General features: G+C 59.5%; 21 protein-coding genes and 1 pseudogene. 11 read left to right on the forward strand and 11 right to left on the reverse strand.

Annotated elements, in window-relative coordinates:
• Positions 1–217: 217 nt before the first annotated feature.
• The gene (locus tag RHIBUN_RS0113710; protein ID WP_025659978.1) at positions 218–724 is read left to right on the forward strand and encodes a GNAT family N-acetyltransferase; all 507 of its coding nucleotides are present in this window, start codon (positions 218–220) and stop codon (positions 722–724) included.
• On the opposite strand, the gene RHIBUN_RS0113715 is transcribed toward RHIBUN_RS0113710, so the two are convergent.
• Positions 716–1,030, reverse strand: a complete 315-nt coding sequence (locus RHIBUN_RS0113715; protein WP_025659979.1) for a DUF1294 domain-containing protein — start codon at positions 1,028–1,030, stop codon at positions 716–718. The genes RHIBUN_RS0113710 and RHIBUN_RS0113715 overlap by 9 nt on opposite strands.
• 139 nt (positions 1,031–1,169) lie before the next feature.
• Here RHIBUN_RS0113715 and gatB point away from each other — a divergent pair, with 139 nt between their 5' ends.
• From gatB to RHIBUN_RS0113740, 5 genes are all read left to right on the forward strand, one after another.
• Positions 1,170–2,672, forward strand: a complete 1,503-nt coding sequence (gene gatB, locus RHIBUN_RS0113720) for an Asp-tRNA(Asn)/Glu-tRNA(Gln) amidotransferase subunit GatB (protein WP_018857008.1) — start codon at positions 1,170–1,172, stop codon at positions 2,670–2,672.
• A gap of 4 nt (positions 2,673–2,676) precedes the next feature.
• Positions 2,677–3,180: a GNAT family N-acetyltransferase gene (locus tag RHIBUN_RS0113725; RefSeq protein WP_018857007.1), complete on the forward strand. Its 504-nt coding sequence runs from the start codon at positions 2,677–2,679 to the stop codon at positions 3,178–3,180.
• A gap of 14 nt (positions 3,181–3,194) precedes the next feature.
• Positions 3,195–3,656, forward strand: a complete 462-nt coding sequence (locus RHIBUN_RS0113730) for a GNAT family N-acetyltransferase (RefSeq protein ID WP_025659980.1) — start codon at positions 3,195–3,197, stop codon at positions 3,654–3,656.
• 104 nt (positions 3,657–3,760) lie between these two features.
• On the forward strand, positions 3,761–4,159 hold the full coding sequence (locus RHIBUN_RS0113735; protein WP_007792741.1) for an NADH:ubiquinone oxidoreductase subunit NDUFA12: 399 nt from the start codon (positions 3,761–3,763) through the stop codon (positions 4,157–4,159).
• Positions 4,160–4,264: 105 nt separating this feature from the next.
• Positions 4,265–4,696, forward strand: coding sequence for a DUF2155 domain-containing protein (locus RHIBUN_RS0113740; RefSeq protein WP_018857005.1), 432 nt, complete (start codon positions 4,265–4,267; stop codon positions 4,694–4,696).
• 3 nt (positions 4,697–4,699) lie between these two features.
• Here RHIBUN_RS0113740 and aat read toward each other — a convergent pair whose 3' ends face one another.
• The 5 genes from aat to RHIBUN_RS0113765 all read right to left on the reverse strand — a co-directional run bounded on the left by aat (position 4,700) and on the right by RHIBUN_RS0113765 (position 8,517).
• Positions 4,700–5,314, reverse strand: coding sequence for a leucyl/phenylalanyl-tRNA--protein transferase (aat, locus tag RHIBUN_RS0113745; protein WP_018857004.1), 615 nt, complete (start codon positions 5,312–5,314; stop codon positions 4,700–4,702).
• Positions 5,315–5,320: 6 nt separating this feature from the next.
• Positions 5,321–6,667, reverse strand: a complete 1,347-nt coding sequence (gene accC / locus RHIBUN_RS0113750) for an acetyl-CoA carboxylase biotin carboxylase subunit (RefSeq protein WP_018857003.1) — start codon at positions 6,665–6,667, stop codon at positions 5,321–5,323.
• 10 nt (positions 6,668–6,677) lie between these two features.
• The gene (gene accB / locus RHIBUN_RS0113755; protein WP_025659981.1) at positions 6,678–7,154 is read right to left on the reverse strand and encodes an acetyl-CoA carboxylase biotin carboxyl carrier protein; all 477 of its coding nucleotides are present in this window, start codon (positions 7,152–7,154) and stop codon (positions 6,678–6,680) included.
• Between the two features lie 22 nt (positions 7,155–7,176).
• Complete coding sequence (gene aroQ, locus RHIBUN_RS0113760; RefSeq protein ID WP_018857001.1) at positions 7,177–7,614, reverse strand: type II 3-dehydroquinate dehydratase; 438 nt, start codon at positions 7,612–7,614, stop codon at positions 7,177–7,179.
• Between the two features lie 144 nt (positions 7,615–7,758).
• Complete coding sequence (locus RHIBUN_RS0113765) at positions 7,759–8,517, reverse strand: DsbA family protein (RefSeq protein WP_018857000.1); 759 nt, start codon at positions 8,515–8,517, stop codon at positions 7,759–7,761.
• 211 nt (positions 8,518–8,728) lie between these two features.
• Between RHIBUN_RS0113765 and RHIBUN_RS0113770 the strand changes: the two genes are divergently transcribed.
• The gene (locus RHIBUN_RS0113770; RefSeq protein ID WP_025659982.1) at positions 8,729–9,886 is read left to right on the forward strand and encodes an aminotransferase class I/II-fold pyridoxal phosphate-dependent enzyme; all 1,158 of its coding nucleotides are present in this window, start codon (positions 8,729–8,731) and stop codon (positions 9,884–9,886) included.
• A gap of 78 nt (positions 9,887–9,964) precedes the next feature.
• On the opposite strand, the gene RHIBUN_RS0113775 is transcribed toward RHIBUN_RS0113770, so the two are convergent.
• Both RHIBUN_RS0113775 and RHIBUN_RS35340 read right to left on the reverse strand, forming a co-directional pair.
• Positions 9,965–10,969: a 2-dehydropantoate 2-reductase gene (locus RHIBUN_RS0113775; protein ID WP_025659983.1), complete on the reverse strand. Its 1,005-nt coding sequence runs from the start codon at positions 10,967–10,969 to the stop codon at positions 9,965–9,967.
• 88 nt (positions 10,970–11,057) lie between these two features.
• A complete protein-coding gene (locus tag RHIBUN_RS35340) occupies positions 11,058–11,273 on the reverse strand; it encodes a hypothetical protein (RefSeq protein ID WP_084659696.1) in 216 nt (71 codons plus the stop codon).
• A 195-nt stretch (positions 11,274–11,468) separates the two neighbouring features.
• Between RHIBUN_RS35340 and ftsZ the strand changes: the two genes are divergently transcribed.
• The 3 genes and pseudogenes from ftsZ (at position 11,469) to RHIBUN_RS0113795 (ending at position 13,792) form a co-directional block, all read left to right on the forward strand.
• On the forward strand, positions 11,469–12,497 hold the full coding sequence (gene ftsZ, locus RHIBUN_RS0113785; RefSeq protein WP_025659984.1) for a cell division protein FtsZ: 1,029 nt from the start codon (positions 11,469–11,471) through the stop codon (positions 12,495–12,497).
• A 149-nt stretch (positions 12,498–12,646) separates the two neighbouring features.
• Positions 12,647–13,496: pseudogene (locus RHIBUN_RS33435) on the forward strand (oxidoreductase).
• 92 nt (positions 13,497–13,588) lie between these two features.
• A complete protein-coding gene (locus tag RHIBUN_RS0113795; RefSeq protein WP_018856994.1) occupies positions 13,589–13,792 on the forward strand; it encodes a hypothetical protein in 204 nt (67 codons plus the stop codon).
• Between the two features lie 217 nt (positions 13,793–14,009).
• On the opposite strand, the gene RHIBUN_RS0113800 is transcribed toward RHIBUN_RS0113795, so the two are convergent.
• Together RHIBUN_RS0113800 and RHIBUN_RS0113805 are read right to left on the reverse strand one after the other, a co-directional pair.
• On the reverse strand, positions 14,010–14,336 hold the full coding sequence (locus RHIBUN_RS0113800; RefSeq protein ID WP_025659985.1) for a hypothetical protein: 327 nt from the start codon (positions 14,334–14,336) through the stop codon (positions 14,010–14,012).
• A gap of 2 nt (positions 14,337–14,338) precedes the next feature.
• A complete protein-coding gene (locus RHIBUN_RS0113805) occupies positions 14,339–14,593 on the reverse strand; it encodes a DUF2188 domain-containing protein (RefSeq protein WP_025659986.1) in 255 nt (84 codons plus the stop codon).
• A 212-nt stretch (positions 14,594–14,805) separates the two neighbouring features.
• On the opposite strand from RHIBUN_RS0113805, the gene RHIBUN_RS36830 reads away from it, so the two are divergent.
• Positions 14,806–14,979 carry a hypothetical protein gene (locus RHIBUN_RS36830; protein ID WP_167354893.1) on the forward strand — a complete coding sequence of 58 codons (174 nt, stop codon included), beginning with the start codon at positions 14,806–14,808 and terminating at the stop codon, positions 14,977–14,979.
• A 10-nt stretch (positions 14,980–14,989) separates the two neighbouring features.
• On the opposite strand, the gene RHIBUN_RS0113815 is transcribed toward RHIBUN_RS36830, so the two are convergent.
• A complete protein-coding gene (locus RHIBUN_RS0113815) occupies positions 14,990–15,853 on the reverse strand; it encodes an MBL fold metallo-hydrolase (RefSeq protein ID WP_245271666.1) in 864 nt (287 codons plus the stop codon).
• Positions 15,854–15,869 lie beyond the last annotated feature (16 nt).

A 15,869-nucleotide genomic window follows, 5' to 3' on the forward strand; every position in this document is an offset into this window, starting at 1 on the left:
TTTTTCGGGCCCGTGCGCGCAAGGAAAACCTGCGGGCAGGGCCTCTACCGGGTCTGAGAAGACGAATTCAACATGCGGCCTTGATACTGGCTGGGCGACATCGCGTCAAGATTTACAACCGATAGAGGATCTTTCTGCCGCGCCTCGCGCACGAAACGCAAGGCTTGGAGAACGGGGTGATTCGGTGTTTTACTTTCGTGGAAACGCGGAGATAGTGTTGATCCATATTCGCAATGCCCGCGAAGACGAAGCGGAGCTCTTGAGCGAGATCGGAGTAAGAGCCTGGCAGAAGGCCATGGCGGCCATCGGCGAAGGGGATGCTATGGTCGATGCCGCCCGAAGTGCGTTTTTCAATTTCGTCGCAAGTAGCTGGATCACCGTCACTCTCATCGAATGGAACGGACATCCGGCAGGATGGGCAGCGCGCGAGAGCCTCGACGAGAAGATTTCGGATTTCTGGATTGATCCTGCCTTTGTCGGCCATGGTCTCGGAACGGCACTTTTGCAGAATATCGAAGAAGACATCGCCGCGCAGGGCTTCGATACGGCGATGATGCAGACGCACTCAGGGAACTCCGAAGCGATCAGCTTTTTCCAGAAGCATGGATACGCAATTCATTGGCTATCAATTGCCTACAATCCCAAGCTCGATCGTGATGTACCGTCCGTCGGCCTGTCAAAGTCACTGGAATCTGCGGACGATGGCACTTACGGGCTAGTCTAGCAACTGACCTTCCAGCGTGAGGTAGCCGAGAGCGCCCGATAACAGAAGCGCAGCCACCACATGAAAGACGACGATCGCTCTGAGGTTCGATCGGAAGGGTTCCTTTCGGGTCTTGTGGCGCAGGAGCCGTTGCGCGCAAACAGCGCCGAGGCTGCCGCCGACGAATGCAAGCGTCAGCAAGGTCCTCTCGCTGATCCGCGTGCCATGGTGGCGAGAGGCTTGCTTGTCGAGGAAATAGATCGAGAACACGAAGGCATTCAGTGGCAGGAAAAGCGCGATGAACTTGAGGATATCGGTTGCCATCATGCGGGTCACGCTAGCGACATTGAGTTAACACGCCCCAAACCGGTTGGCTCCCCGCCGCGGAATAGCCGAAAGCCTTGCACCGGCAAGCCATTTCCGTTACCTCACCAGTTGAAAAGAACAGCCTGAAAAGAGCATCTCAATGACCATTGTCGACGTTCGCACGCCCGATCCGAAACGCTTCATTCCCGGCGCCACTGGCGATTGGGAAGTCATCATCGGCATGGAAGTCCATGCACAGGTGCTGTCGAATTCGAAGCTGTTCTCGGGTGCAGCAACGGAATTCGGCAAGCCGCAGAATTCCAACGTGTCGCTCGTCGATGCGGCCATGCCCGGCATGTTGCCCGTTATCAACGAGGAATGTGTCAGGCAGGCCGTCCGGACTGGCCTGGGCCTGAAGGCGCAGATCAACAAGCGCTCGCTGTTTGATCGCAAGAACTACTTCTATCCCGACCTGCCGCAGGGCTATCAGATCTCGCAGTACAAAGATCCGATCGTCGGAGAGGGCAAGATCATCATCTCGCTCGGCCCCGATCGCCAGGGTCAGTTCGAGGATATCGAGATCGGCATCGAGCGTCTGCATCTGGAGCAGGACGCCGGCAAGTCGTTGCACGACCAGCATGCCACCATGTCCTACGTCGACTTGAACCGCTCGGGCGTCGCTCTGATGGAGATCGTCTCCAAGCCGGATATGCGCTCGTCGGATGAAGCCAAGGCTTACATGACGAAGCTGCGCTCGATCGTCCGCTATCTCGGCACCTGCGACGGTAACATGGACGAAGGCTCGATGCGCGCGGACGTCAACGTCTCCGTCCGTCGTCCGGGCGAAGGCTTCGGCACGCGTTGCGAGATCAAGAACGTCAACTCCATCCGCTTCATTGGCCAGGCAATCGAATATGAAGCCCGGCGCCAGATCGGCGTTCTTGAGGACGGGGGGCAGATCGAGCAGGAGACCCGTCTCTTCGACCCGAACAAGGGCGAGACGCGTTCGATGCGTTCCAAGGAAGATGCGCACGACTACCGCTACTTCCCGGATCCGGACCTGCTGCCGCTGGAGTTCGACGATGCCTTCGTCAAGGCGCTCGAAGCCGACCTGCCGGAATTGCCTGATGACAAGAAGGAGCGCTTCGTGCGCGAACTCGGTCTTTCGATCTACGACGCTTCCGTCCTGGTCTCGGAAAAGGCGATCGCCGACTATTTCGAAGCCGTGGCGGAGGGCCGCGACGGCAAGACGGCTGCCAACTGGGTCATCAACGATCTGCTCGGCGCCCTGAACCGCACGGGCAAGAGCATCGAGGAAACATCCGTTTCGCCGGCTCAGCTTGGTGCGATCATTGACCTCATCAAAGCGGAGACTATTTCCGGAAAGATCGCGAAGGACCTGTTCGAAATCGTGCTGAACGAGGGTGGCGATCCGGCCGAGATCGTCGAAACCAGAGGCATGAAGCAGGTGACCGATACCGGCGCGATCGAACGGGCCGTGGACGAGATCATCGCCGCCAACCCCGATCAGGTCGCAAAGGTCCAGGCCAAGCCAACGCTTGCGGGATGGTTCGTTGGTCAGGTCATGAAGGCCACCGGCGGCAAGGCCAACCCGCAGGCCGTCCAGGCTCTCGTGAAAGCGAAGCTCGGCATCGAGGAGTAAGACCGTGTATTTCGTGCGCACTGCCAGCGAGGGTGATCTCAGCAAGATGCGCACTTTGCTGGATGAGGGTTTTCGCGCGACCTACGCGGGCCTCTACGGCGAAGCAAAGGTGAATGAGATCATTGCTCACCTTTTTTCGCCGGCTGCGCTTCAGGCGCGGCTGGCGAAGAAGAATGCGGAGTTCCTCGTTGCCGACAACGGCAAGGACATCGGCGGCATCGGTTATGCCGCCATGTCCGACGAGATGACAAAAACCGTCATGCTGCACCTGCTCTATGTCCGTCCGCCGCTGCATCGCCAGGGCATCGGTCGGGAGATCTTTGCCGAGTTGGAAACCTGCTTTCCCGATGCCGAAATCATGCGCCTCGAGGTCGAGCCGCGAAACAAGACGGCGATCGCTTTCTACCATGCTCACGGCTTCGAGGATGTCGGCCGCAATGAAAATGACGGGCCGGGCCAATCCGGCATACCGACGCTGATCCTCGAAAAATTTCTCGAACAGCGCTAGGCCGCAATACGATCATGAGCCAAACCACGATTCGCGAGGCACGCAGCTCCGACGTCGCCGCGCTGGTTGCCATCTTTGCCGCTGATGAACTCGGCGGTCACGGCGACACGACCGCGCCCGAGATACTCGGCAAGTATCTTCGGGCTTTCGAGCGGATTGCTTCATCGCCCGACCAAACGCTTTACGTCGCGGAGCGTGACGGGCAGGTCGTAGGCACATTTCAGACCATGGTCGTGACGTCGCTGATCGGTCGTGGCTCCTCGTCGATGATCATTGAGGCGGTGCAGACGCGGGGTGACATGCGTGGCCAGGGCATCGGTGCCCAGATGATTGAGTTTGCCATTGCGGAGGCAAAACGTCGCGGTTTGCGGCTCGTGCAACTGACGTCGAATGCCAGCCGCACGGATGCGCACCGCTTCTACGACCGACTTGGTTTCAAGCAATCGCATCTCGGCTTCAAGATGGCGCTGAAATGAGCCGGTGTGGCACCGGAATCACTGGACAATACGGATCGCTGGCGGCATAAGCGAGGGATCAAATTCTGGTCCCGCTTGCCTTCCGGCTAGCTCAAGGAAAAGACATGAAGAATCTCCTCGTGCAAATCTTCACCTGGTGGAACGGTCAGACGATCGGTACGCGTTTTGCGACCTGGCGTTTTGGCAAGCGCGTCGGTGAAGACGAATTGGGTAACGTTTATTACGAAGGCGGTATGTCATCCTACGGTCTTCCGAAGCGTTGGGTGATCTACAAGGGTTATGCCGAAGCCTCTGCAATTCCGCCGGGCTGGCATGGCTGGATGCATCATCGCACGAATGTCCCGCCGAGCCAGGAAAACTACGTTGCCAAGGAATGGCAGAAGCCGCATCGCGCGAACCCGACCGGCTCGCCGCAGGCTTATCGTCCGCCGGGCTCGCTCGTCGTTCCCGGCGAACGTCCGCGGGTTACCGGCGACTACGACGCCTGGACGCCTGGCAACTGAGCAGCTGGTCGCCGACCCTGCTTTTAGCCACAATTGACTATTACCCGCAGAATGGCCGCAGCGATTGCGGCCTTCGATTTTCAGACGCTGTGGAGACGGGCAGATATGAAGCTTATCACGCGGAACCAGCTCCTGCGTGCCGCCGGGCTTTCCCTGGTGCTTGGCTCGATCCTCCTGCCGCAGGCTGCCTCCGCTGCCCGCATTGAGAACTCGGTTGCCGTTTTCTCCGGCCTCGACAAGATCACCGGCCGTATCACCACCTTCGACGTCTATGTCAACGAGACCGTGCAGTTCGGTGCGCTGCAGGTGACGCCGAAGGCCTGCTATTCGCGCGATCAGGCGGAAGCGCAGAAGATAGATGGTTTTGTGGAAGTCGACGAGATCACGCTCGACCGTAAGATCCGCCGCATCTTCACCGGCTGGATGTTTGCCGACAGTCCCGGTCTCAATGCCGTAGAGCATCCGATCTATGACGTCTGGCTAAAGGACTGCAAGCAGAACTCGGACGTTCCCGCGCCTGACAAGGCAGCCAACTAGTTCCTAGAATTCAAGGTGCGGCGATTCCATTGCCGCCGTGAGGATGTGGGCGTACTCATTCTTCGGAACATCGATCGCCCCGAACGTCTTCAGGTGCTCGGTCGTAAACTGCGTATCGAGCAAGGTGAAACCCTTGGCGCGCAGCCGTTCCACCAGATGAACGAGGCAGATCTTCGAGGCGTCGGTCCGCCGCGAGAACATGCTTTCGCCGAAGAATGCCGAGCCCAGCGACACTCCGTATAATCCGCCGACAAGTTCGTCGCCGTCCCAGGCCTCGACCGAGTGAGCATGGCCGATACGATGCAGTGTCGAATATAGCGTCTTGATGGTCTGATTGATCCAGGTGCTGGGCCTGTCCCCGGTCTCTGCCGCACAGGCCGCAATGACCGCGTCGAAATCGTAATTGAAGCGGATATCGAACGGCTTGCGCCGGATCGTCTTGGCGAGGCTTTTGGAAACGTGGAATTCGTCGAGCGGCAGGACGCCGCGAAGGTCGGGCTCGACCCAAAATATTTCTGGGTCGTCAGCCGATTCGGCCATTGGGAAAAGACCGATAGAGTAGGCGCGCAGGAGGATTTCCGGTGTTATGCCTGGAGACTTCCTGCGCGATCCTGCCATTCTTTGTTACGCCGGTTTCTTGGCCAGATATTTTTCCAGCCAGTGGATATCATAGTCGCCGTTGGCGATATCCTGATTGTCCACCAGATCCTGGAACAACGGAAGCGTCGTCTTGATGCCGTCGACGACGAACTCGTCGAGCGCGCGGCGCAGACGCATCATGCATTCGACGCGCGTACGGCCGAAGACGATGAGCTTGCCGATGAGGCTGTCGTAGTACGGCGGGATCTTGTAGCCCTGGTACGCGCCGCTATCGACGCGAACACCAAGTCCACCCGGTGCGTGGAAGTGCGTGATCGTGCCCGGGGAGGGTACGAAGGTCCGCGCGTCCTCGGCGTTGATCCGGCATTCGATGGCGTGGCCGTTGAAGTTGATCTCTTCCTGCTTGACGGAGAGCCCGCCGCCCGAAGCGACGCGGATCTGCTCGTGAACAAGGTCGATGCCGGTGATGGCTTCGGTGATCGGATGTTCCACCTGCAGACGGGTGTTCATTTCGATGAAATAGAACTCGCCGTTCTCGTACAGGAACTCGATCGTACCTGCACCGCGATACTTCAGCTTCCTCATGGCGTCGGCACAAATCTGGCCGATCTTCATGCGCTGCTCGACGTTCAAAGCCGGGGAATTGGCTTCTTCCCAGACCTTCTGGTGGCGGCGCTGCAGCGAGCAATCACGTTCGCCGAGATGGATCGCATTGCCTTCGCCGTCACCGAACACCTGGATTTCGATGTGGCGCGGCTGGCCGAGGTACTTTTCCATGTAGACCGCATCGTTGCCGAAGGCGGCTGCCGCTTCGGTACGGGCCGTCGACCAGGCTTCGATCAGGTCGGCCTCGGACTTGGCAACCTTCATGCCGCGACCACCGCCGCCGGCGGTTGCCTTGATCAGCACCGGATAGCCGATTTCGGCAGCCGTCCGCACCGCATCTTCTTCGGTCTTTACCTCGCCGTCCGAACCCGGAACGACAGGAATGCCGAGCTCCTGGGCGGTCGTCTTGGCGGTGATCTTGTCACCCATAAGCCGGATGTGTTCCGCCGTCGGGCCGATAAAGGTGATGCCGTGCGCTTCCAGGATTTCCGCAAACTTGGCGTTTTCGGAGAGGAAGCCGTAACCAGGATGCACAGCATCGGCGCCCGTGATCTCGCAGGCGGCCACGATCTGGTGGATGTTCAGATAGCTGTCGCGTGAGGGCGGAGGACCAATGCAGACGCTCTCGTCGGCGAGGCGCACATGCATGGCGTCGGCGTCGGCGGTCGAATGGACCACGACACACGGGATGCCGAGCTCTTTGCAAGCGCGCAGCACGCGAAGCGCGATTTCCCCGCGATTGGCGATGAGGATTTTCGAGACCATGACGCCCGCCTTATTCGATGACGACGAGGGCTTGGCCGTATTCGACGGGGCTTCCGTCCTCGACGAGGATTTCGGTGATTTTGCCGGATTTCGGCGAAGGAATCTGGTTCATGGTCTTCATCGCTTCGATGATGAGCAGCGTCTGGCCTTCCTTCACGGTCGCGCCGAGCTCGATGAAGGCGCGTGCACCGGGAGCCGGAGCCATGTAGGCGGTGCCGACCATCGGAGCGCTGACAGTGTTGGCAGGGTTGCGTGCCGCCGCTGCCGGAGCCGCAGGTGCTGCAGCTGCCGGGGCCGCTACGGCCGGAGCCGCTGCGAACGCGGGCGCAGCCATCGGAGCCTGAATGTACTGGGTGTTGCCGGCGCGCGAAACGCGGATCCGCAGATCGTCCTGCTCGACTTCGATTTCCGTCAGATCCGTGTCGTTGAGGATGTTCGCGAGGTCGCGGATCAGCGCCTGGTCGATACCGTTTTTCTTCTCAGCCATGAGTGTTTGCCCTGTCTTCTTTTTATGCCGTAAGATTCTTCAGCGCCTGAAGCGCCAGAATATAGCTGTAAGGCCCGAAGCCGCAGATGACGCCTTTCACCGCTGGCGCGATCATCGACTTGTGGCGGAATTCTTCCCGCGCGTGAACGTTGGAGATATGGAGCTCTATTACCGGAATGGAAATAGCGCGAATTGCATCGTGGAGCGCAACCGACGTATGCGTGTAGGCGCCTGCATTGATCGCGACACCAACGGCCTTGTCGTTCGCTTCATGGAACCAATCAACGAGCGTGCCTTCGTGATTGCTCTGGCGAAAATCAATATCGAAGCCGAGCTCACGCCCGGCCGCCTTGCAGTCCGCCTCGATATCCTGAAGGGTCTTGCCACCATAGATGCCGGGCTCTCTTTTGCCGAGCATGTTCAGGTTGGGGCCGTTCAGGACGAATATCGTTTGCGTCATCGAATGTTCCAATAAGTGCGGGACGGCAACCTATAGACTCCCCACGGGCCTAATGAAAGCCCTTTGGGAAGCGCAGCCCAAATCACGCCATATTTGTCCACATGGCTGAAACGCTTCGATTTTGGCGATTTGATGAGCGTCGCCTCAGCAACTCGTCTTGCCGCAGGCGCGCATATTCTTCACCTTGGCTTCAAGGTCGTCGAAGCCAACCGCGCCTTGAACGAGCTCGTTGCCGACCACATAGGACGGTGTGCCTGTGATGCCGAGGCTCTGAGCAAGGTCATAGGTTTCCTTGACGGAAGCATCGCTGGAGCTCTTGGCCATCTCATCCCTTATCTGCTTTTCGCTGACGCCAAGGGACTCTGCGACTTCGAGAGCGCTCGCTTCGTCGGCGCGGCCGTCGCGGCCAAGCAATGCGATATGGAACTGGCTATATTTCTGCGGCGCCAGTTTGCGGAATGCGTCGGATACCTTGTGGGCGGCAACCGATTCCGGTCCGAGGATTGGGAATTCCTTGAGCACGAAGCGGACGTTCTTGTCTTTTTCGAGCATCGTCTGCATGTCCGAAAGCGCATGCCTGCAATAGCCGCAATTGTAATCGAAGAATTCGACGATCGTGATGTCGCCCTTCGGGTTGCCGATCGCCAAGTCATACTTCGAATCGAAGATCGTCGACTTGTTGTCAGCAATCACGGCGTTGGCTTTAACGAGGCGCGCCTGCTCCTGCTTCTTCTGCAGCGCATCCTGAACATCGAGCATGATCTCTGGATTTTCAATCAGGTATTGCTTGATGAACTCGCCGAACTCCTTCTTCTGCGCGTCGTCGAGTGCTGCCGCCGGATAGGCAGTTGCCACCGAGGCAGTGAGCGCGAGCGCGGTGAAGATTTTCGGAAGTATGGCCATTATATCCTCGTCATCAGCAGTTTACATGCGTCGGTTCTAGGCGTCGAATAACACTGCCCGGTTAACGGCGGCACGCCGCTGCCGCCAAATTACGGTGCGTCCGGTCGTCTTCAAACAGGAATTTTCGCATCCGCGGTTCAATCGCGGGATTGTGATGACCCGATTATTGCGGCAATTGTCTGGCCGCAAGCAAAGTTAAAGAGAAGCGATCTTGTTTTCCATTTCCCAACGCAGCGAAGTCGAACCCTTTCATGCCATGGATGTTCTGGCGGAGGCGACAAGGCGGCGAGCGAACGGCCATCCGGTCATTTCCATGGCCGTCGGCCAGCCATCCCATCCGGCGCCGCGGGCCGCGCGGGAGGCAGCGCAGGCTGCGCTTGTGGAGGGCAAGATCGGCTACACGGACGCGCTTGGTACGACGAGACTGAAACAAGCGCTGGCCGACCATTATCGCGGCCGTCACGGGCTGGAAATCGATCCTGCACGGATCGCGATAACGACGGGTTCTTCCGCCGGCTTCAATTTGGCGTTTCTCTCGCTGTTCGATGCCGGCGACGCGGTCGCGATTGCCCGGCCGGGCTATCCCGCCTACCGCAACATCCTCGGCGCGTTGGGGTTGAGGGTGATCGAGGTGCCGGTAACGGCCGAAACCCACTTCACGTTGACGCCCGAGAGTCTCGAGGCCGCGCAAACGGCAAACAATGTCAGGCTGAAGGGCGTTCTGCTGGCGAGCCCCGCCAACCCGACAGGTACCGTGACCGGCCGCCAGGGGCTGAAGTCCTTGGCCGACTATTGCGCGGCCAATTCGATCGCGTTCATTTCAGACGAAATCTACCACGGACTGACCTTTGCCGGCGAAGAGACCAGCGCGCTGGAATTGACCGACGAGGCGATCGTCATCAACTCCTTCTCCAAATATTATTGCATGACGGGATGGCGGATCGGCTGGATGGTGCTGCCCGAGCGGCTGGTGCGCCCGATCGAGCGCGTCGCGCAAAGCCTCTACATCTCGCCACCCGAACTCTCGCAGATCGCCGCGACGGCCGCTCTCGGCGCGGCCGCGGAACTCGATGTCTACAAGGCGAGCTACGCGGCCAACCGCGATTTTCTGCTGAAGCGTCTGCCGGAGATCGGCCTGTCCATCGCATCGCCGATGGATGGCGCCTTCTACGCCTATGTCGACGTAACGCGCTTTACCAATGATAGCATGGCTTTCGCGAAGCGGATGTTGGCGGAGATCAACGTCGCCGCAACGCCGGGCCTGGATTTCGACCCGCTGGAAGGTAATCGCTCGATGCGCATGTCCTACGCCGGTTCCGAAGCCGAGATCATCGAAGCAATCGAACGTATCGCAGCGTGGTTGAGATAAGTTTCTTCTAATGGAGAGTCTTCTGGAGACTTGCTAATGCAATTTCTGAGCGGCTTCGCGGCGGGCCGCCCTACTTACTTAGCCGATTTGGCAATTCTCACGGTCGAGCTGCGACACCAGCGCCAGGATCGTTTCTGAAACCGGGGTCGGCGTTGCCGTCAGGCGGCCCAGTGAAACGACCATTCCCACCAGCGGCGTAATCTCGAGCGACTTTCCCGCCAAGAGGTCTTGCAGCATAGAGGTGCGAACGGGCCCGATTTGTCGGGCCTGTTCCAGTCGCTGCTCGACGGACATCCCGACATTCGCGCCGAGCGCCTCTCCGACAGCCTTTACCTCCTTCATGACCTTGCCGATCTGGTCGGTGATTGCCGCATCGGCCATCAGGTTGGACATCAAAGATCGCGTCAGCGCACTTATCGGGTTGAAGGAGGCGTTGCCCATCAGCTTGCTCCAGATGTCGTCGCGAATTCGGCTCGAGAGCTTCACGCCGATATCGGCGCGCTGCAGCAGCGCTTCGACGTTGCGCAAATCATTGCTGATGTCGCCGGAGGGCTCGCCGAGGATGAAATGCCCTTTGTTGCTGAGCCTGATCTCACCGGGCTTGCTGACTTCAGCGCCCTGATGGGCGACACAGCCGATGACGCGTTCCGGGCCGACAAGTCGCCATAGTTTGCCGCCCTCATCGAGCTCATCGAACTGTAGTTCCGCATGCCCACTGTCCTGATCGCGATGAAAATACCACCACGGAATGCCGTTGAGGATCATCATCACGCGTGTGCCATCTTTCAGCAGAAGGCCGATTCCCTCTGCGGCGGCGCTGAGCTGGTGGCCCTTTAGCCCGGTGATGAGGAGATCCTGCGGCGGCAGTTCCCTCGGATTGTCGGTCGCCGTGAGGTTTATGGTGAGGGGTGCTTCGACGTCCGCCTCCATGAGACGCAACCCATCGCGTCGGATGGCGTCGAGATGAGCGCCGCGGGCAACGACCGAAACTGTCGCCTCTGCGCCGATTGAAGAGGCAAGCTTGGCAGCGATGGCGCCGCCGAGTGCACCGGCGCCGAAGATGCAGATATTTCTGAAAGACATGGGACGTTGTTTCCGCGATTGGTGGTCGCGCTGAACTTAGGTCATCCATTTCTCAAGGCGAGTGATATTTTGAAGCCGCCGAAAGGTTTTATTGGCCGCTGCCGGGAATAAGTTCGTTCCGGCGAAGCTGGTCGATGGCCGCCACGGCATCTTCGGCAGACCAGCCCGCACGGATGGCCGCGGCGATCATCCGGACTTCGGCCTCCTCTTCGATCTTGAGGAACAGTGGTTCTAAGGCCTCTTGAGCCGTAAGAATATGCTCGTTGGGAGGGGTAACTGAGTGGCGGGTGGCTGGCGTGATCATCTGCACGGTACTCCTCTCTCTGACAGGGGATGATTCAAAATAAAGCGCGAATGCAAAAAAGGTTCCGGATAAAGTTTCAAGGACGCTTCATCTTGTTCTTTCGCCCCGGCTCTGCCTTGTTGCGCCACTACGCTAATGCTCGATTCGGCTCCATAAGAGGTGGAGCCACGACGAAAACGCACGAAGGAGATTGCGATGTCGAACGCCAAGAACGGAATTTCCGAAATGCGCCCCAGAATTACAGTAATTGGTGTCGGCGGCGGCGGCGGCAATGCCATCAACAACATGATAGCGGAAAATCTCGAAGGCGTCGATTTCATTGCGGCCAACACCGATGCACAGGTATTGGCGACCTCCAAGGCACCCCGCCGTATCCAGCTCGGCGCCCATGTGACCGAAGGGTTGGGCGCCGGCTCACTGCCGGAAGTCGGCCGCGCAGCTGCAGAAGAATCGATCGACGAGATCATGGACCATCTGGCCGGTTCCCACATGTGCTTCGTCACCGCAGGCATGGGCGGCGGCACCGGCACAGGTGCTGCACCTGTTATTGCCAAGGTTGCTCGCGACGCTGGCATCCTGACAGTCGGAGTCGTGACGAAGCCGTTCACGTTCGAAGGCAATCGCCGCATGAAGACCGCTGATGCCGGTATCGAGGCGCTTCGCGAGGCGGCCGATACGGTGATCGTCATCCCGAACCAGAACCTTTTCCGCATCGCCGATGCAAAGACCACCTTCGCCGATGCCTTCATGACCGCCGACCGCGTGCTTTATGCCGGTGTTGGCTGCATCACCGACCTGATTGTCAAGGAAGGCCTGATCAATCTCGATTTCGCTGACGTGAAGTCCGTCATGCGCGGCATGGGCCGGGCAATGATGGGCACCGGCGAGGCTTCGGGTGAGGGGCGCGCGATGAAGGCCGCGGAGGCTGCCATTGCCAACCCGCTGCTCGACGATATTTCCATGAAGGGTGCCAGGGGCGTGCTGATCTCGATTTCCGGCGGCTCCGACATGACGCTCTTCGAAGTGGACGAGGCGGCAAGCCGTATCCGCGACGAGGTCCAGGATGAAGCCGATATCGTTGTTGGAGCGATCTTTGATCGCAACCTGGACGGTAAGTTCCGCGTCTCCGTAGTGGCGACGGGCCTCGACGGCGTGGCCGCTGGAACGCAGGCCCGTCCTAGCGTCGCGCTCGGCCAGGACATCCACACGCGTACACTCCAGTAAGTCTCCTATCGCCTGCGCGTCCGATCGGGCGCGCAGGCTTGTCCTGATCCACGCAGTTTTCGGCGTAGTCATTCGCTGGAAATGTCAGGCGGCGGCCCTAAATCCGCTCTCGCCCATTCAGGCGTCCCCGACAGCATCAGGAAAATCATATGTCTCAGGACAAGTCTCCCGTCTGGCTCATCACCGGCTGCTCAACCGGCTTCGGCCGTGAGCTTGCGAAACTCACCATTGCCCGCGGCTGGCCGACGGTCGTGACGGGCGCGCGACAAGGCGCGCGTTGCCGATCTGGCAACCGCTCATGAAGCGAACACGCTGGCGCTGGATCTCGATGTGACCGATCCGACTCAGGTCAAAGCGGCAGTCGCGGCCGCCGAGCAGCGTTTCGACCGCATCGACGTGCTGGTCAACAATGCCGGCTATGGCTACCAGTCAACGGTAGAGGAGGCGGAAGAGCAGGAAATCCGCGATCAGTTCGAGGCGAACGTCTTTGGCCTGTTTGCGATAACCCGCGCTGTCCTGCCCGGTATGCGGCGGCGCCGGCATGGCCACATCATCAACATCACCTCGGTTGCCGGCTTTATCGGCTTTCCTGGCTCCGGCTTCTATGCCGCTAGCAAGCACGCGGTGGAGGGTTTTTCCGATGCACTTCACGCCGAGGGCAGGCCGCTCGGCATCAAGGTGACCTGCGTCGCGCCCGGTCCGTTCCGCACCGATTGGGCGGGCCGGTCACTCCGGCAGACGAAGAGCACAATTCCGGACTACGCCGAAACCGCGGCAGCCCGCATGCGGCAAACAGCTGAATACAGCGGCAAGCAAGCCGGCGATCCCGTGCGCGCTGGCGAGGCGATGATCCGGATCACGGAAGTGGAGAACCCACCGCGGCATGTCGTGCTTGGCGAACTTGGCTACAACAACGTCACCAACAAGCTGCGCGAACGGCTGGCGCAGATCGAGGAATGGCGCGAAACGAGCCTGGGAGCCGATTTCCCGAAAGAGTAAGGTCGTCAAGGCGTGCCAGAGCGCTCCCTCGAAGCACTGCGTCCGCGACGGGTGCATGACGTTACGCAACTGGTATGGTGGAGGAACATTGAATGGTGAAGATCGCCTATTGTATCGCCGGCGTGCTGATCCTTATCGGGCTGGTCTGGATGGGGCAGGGTAGCGGCTATTTTCCCTACCCGGCGGAAAGCTTTATGATCAACCAGACGTCATGGGTCTATTGGGGCGCGCTGGCTGTCGTCGTCGGACTTGTTGTGATTGTGGTGACGAGGAACGCGCGGCACCGGTCGCACTGAATTCAGCGGCACTGCGAACTGGCCCGGAGTGCAACATACGTCGTCAAGCGCGGCAGCCAACGACTGGGGCACCGAACGGATGGTCATGCAAGCGGCTTGCATGTCGTCACTAACTGGTGATTTCGGGGTGACTACTGCCGCCATAAAACAGTTCGCCGGCGAAAGAAGGCCCTAGCCATGTTTCCGCCGGCGAAGATTGTAACGAGTAAATAGCGGTTTATACGCGGCGCGCGCGAGCGTCCGCCATGTCGGGCCGTGTGCCGTCAGGAGCGCGAAGGCCGTAATGCTTGCTTGCGAATACCCATTCCACATTCCCGGGTTCGAACGGGCGGCGCGGGTTTCTCAGTGCCATCCGGCGCTCGGAGAGGCTGCGCGGCAGGGTGTCGATCATATCATTGACGAAGGTTTCAACGCTGTCTTTCCAGCGAGGCGAGATCGAAACATCGACGCCGCCAAAGCGATGAAAGTCGGGATGTTTCCGGGAATAGCATGCGCCGAGCATCCACGCATGCTGCTGCTTCAAAAAGCGTTCTTTGATAGTCATTCCTAGTCTTTTTCCTTGGCGTCATCGACGACATCGGCCTCGGGGCGGTCGCCTCCGTTCGACCGTTCCGTTGTCCAGCTGCCGTCTGCACGCTGATATGTAATGTCCGCATCCTGGCCACCGAGCTTTTGTCGCTCCGCGGCATGTTTAGCCGCTGCCAATGCTTCTTCGTGAGTTGGGAAAGTTTCCGACCAGACATCGTCCAGGCGGTAGGCCCAGGCGCCATCATGTTCGGCGACGTGGTAGGTAATCGACATCGATCGTTCCTTCAAGGACTTTTCGCAGGAATTTGCGTAGAGGCTCCATGCAGATTGAAAGGCCGAAACGCGGCTCGCCATATGCTTGTTCCGTCGCGGTCTGGCCTGTGTGAGGCTGGATTCAAAGCGAATGGCGACCTTGCGCAAGCGCGGAACGCTTCATAGGCTTGGGGCGTTGATGGATTCGTTCAACGCCTCTTCATAGGAAACTCATGCGCGCTCAGTCGAAGCCGTTCGTCGTCGAAGTCAAATCCTCCCGCCGCCCAGAACGTCGCCAGTCAGCGTCGATCTGGGGCAACCTCGATCTTGCAGCCGTTGCCGAGGAGATTGCGGAAGAACTGCCGCAGCCATCTGCCGCGCTCGAGGAAACCGCCGAGGCGCGATAATTCGGCGATCCTAAGCCGGCAGAAATCGGTAGGAGGCATCCTTGCGCTCGGCATATCCGACGGCCGGATAGGTCCAGTGATAGCCGAGCATCTTGAGCTTTTCGCTCGCGGCGCGATCGAGCAGCATCTGGCGGTTTTTCAGCGCGATCTCAGGTTCGGTGTCGAAGCCGAAATGCCAGGCGGGATGCTCGAAGAAAATCACGTCGTTGGTACAGGCGTCGCCTGTGATCAGCAGGCCGCCGTCGCCCGCCAGTTCGATCGAGACATGGCCCGGCGTATGGCCGCGGGTTTCCAAAATCCGCATTCCGGGAATGATCTCCTGATCCGGGCGCAAGAGCGTCAGCCGGTCCTTGACCGAAAACAGGTCACGTTGCGCGCCTCGCGCAAAATCATGAAGCGCCGACGGCATGTGCATCTCAAAGTCCTTGTGGGTCCAGAAGTCCCACTCGGCTTCGCTGACAAAATACTGGGCGTTCGGATAAAGCACCTTTCCATCGGCCGTCGTCGTCGCACCGGAGTGGTCCGGATGGGCATGGGTGAAAACCACCTTGGTGATCGCTTCGGGCGCGATCCCAAGCGATTGCAGGTTTGCGGCCAATTTGCCCGCGCTGGCCTGGAAGCGGTTACCCGAGCCAGTGTCGATAAGGATCAGGTCGTCGCCATGGCGGATCAGCGGGATGTTGGCCTGGACCGGAGCGGCCGCCGAACTTCCGCCCAGCCGAGGCATGATCGCCTTGCGCTCGTCAGGCGTGGCGTCGGGCAACAAGATCTCGACTGGGAGCGTGAGAAAACCGTCGCTGACGACCGTGATGTCGAACGTGCCATGCTTGAAGCGGTGGAAGTCGGCTGCGACGGCGCTACGTGACGCGAGCATCGCTGCTGCCGCGGCC

Source organism: Rhizobium sp. IBUN, assembly GCF_000510625.1.
Taxonomy (GTDB): Bacteria; Pseudomonadota; Alphaproteobacteria; order Rhizobiales; family Rhizobiaceae; genus Rhizobium; species Rhizobium altiplani.

Bases quoted from the DNA above. Each gene is read 5' to 3' on its own strand.
- RHIBUN_RS0113715 (WP_025659979.1), bottom strand. From the start codon at position 1,030: ATGATGGCAACCGATATCCTCAAGTTCATCGCGCTTTTCCTGCCACTG.
- gatB (WP_018857008.1), top strand. From the start codon at position 1,170: ATGACCATTGTCGACGTTCGCACGCCCGATCCGAAACGCTTCATTCCC.
- RHIBUN_RS0113730 (WP_025659980.1), top strand. From the start codon at position 3,195: ATGAGCCAAACCACGATTCGCGAGGCACGCAGCTCCGACGTCGCCGCG.
- RHIBUN_RS0113735 (WP_007792741.1), top strand. From the start codon at position 3,761: ATGAAGAATCTCCTCGTGCAAATCTTCACCTGGTGGAACGGTCAGACG.
- RHIBUN_RS0113740 (WP_018857005.1), top strand. From the start codon at position 4,265: ATGAAGCTTATCACGCGGAACCAGCTCCTGCGTGCCGCCGGGCTTTCC.
- aat (WP_018857004.1), bottom strand. From the start codon at position 5,314: ATGGCAGGATCGCGCAGGAAGTCTCCAGGCATAACACCGGAAATCCTC.
- accC (WP_018857003.1), bottom strand. From the start codon at position 6,667: ATGGTCTCGAAAATCCTCATCGCCAATCGCGGGGAAATCGCGCTTCGC.
- accB (WP_025659981.1), bottom strand. From the start codon at position 7,154: ATGGCTGAGAAGAAAAACGGTATCGACCAGGCGCTGATCCGCGACCTC.
- aroQ (WP_018857001.1), bottom strand. From the start codon at position 7,614: ATGACGCAAACGATATTCGTCCTGAACGGCCCCAACCTGAACATGCTC.
- RHIBUN_RS0113765 (WP_018857000.1), bottom strand. From the start codon at position 8,517: ATGGCCATACTTCCGAAAATCTTCACCGCGCTCGCGCTCACTGCCTCG.
- RHIBUN_RS0113775 (WP_025659983.1), bottom strand. From the start codon at position 10,969: ATGTCTTTCAGAAATATCTGCATCTTCGGCGCCGGTGCACTCGGCGGC.
- RHIBUN_RS35340 (WP_084659696.1), bottom strand. From the start codon at position 11,273: ATGATCACGCCAGCCACCCGCCACTCAGTTACCCCTCCCAACGAGCAT.
- ftsZ (WP_025659984.1), top strand. From the start codon at position 11,469: ATGTCGAACGCCAAGAACGGAATTTCCGAAATGCGCCCCAGAATTACA.
- RHIBUN_RS0113795 (WP_018856994.1), top strand. From the start codon at position 13,589: ATGGTGAAGATCGCCTATTGTATCGCCGGCGTGCTGATCCTTATCGGG.
- RHIBUN_RS0113800 (WP_025659985.1), bottom strand. From the start codon at position 14,336: ATGACTATCAAAGAACGCTTTTTGAAGCAGCAGCATGCGTGGATGCTC.
- RHIBUN_RS0113805 (WP_025659986.1), bottom strand. From the start codon at position 14,593: ATGTCGATTACCTACCACGTCGCCGAACATGATGGCGCCTGGGCCTAC.
- RHIBUN_RS36830 (WP_167354893.1), top strand. From the start codon at position 14,806: ATGCGCGCTCAGTCGAAGCCGTTCGTCGTCGAAGTCAAATCCTCCCGC.
- RHIBUN_RS0113815 (WP_245271666.1), bottom strand. From the start codon at position 15,853: ATGCTCGCGTCACGTAGCGCCGTCGCAGCCGACTTCCACCGCTTCAAG.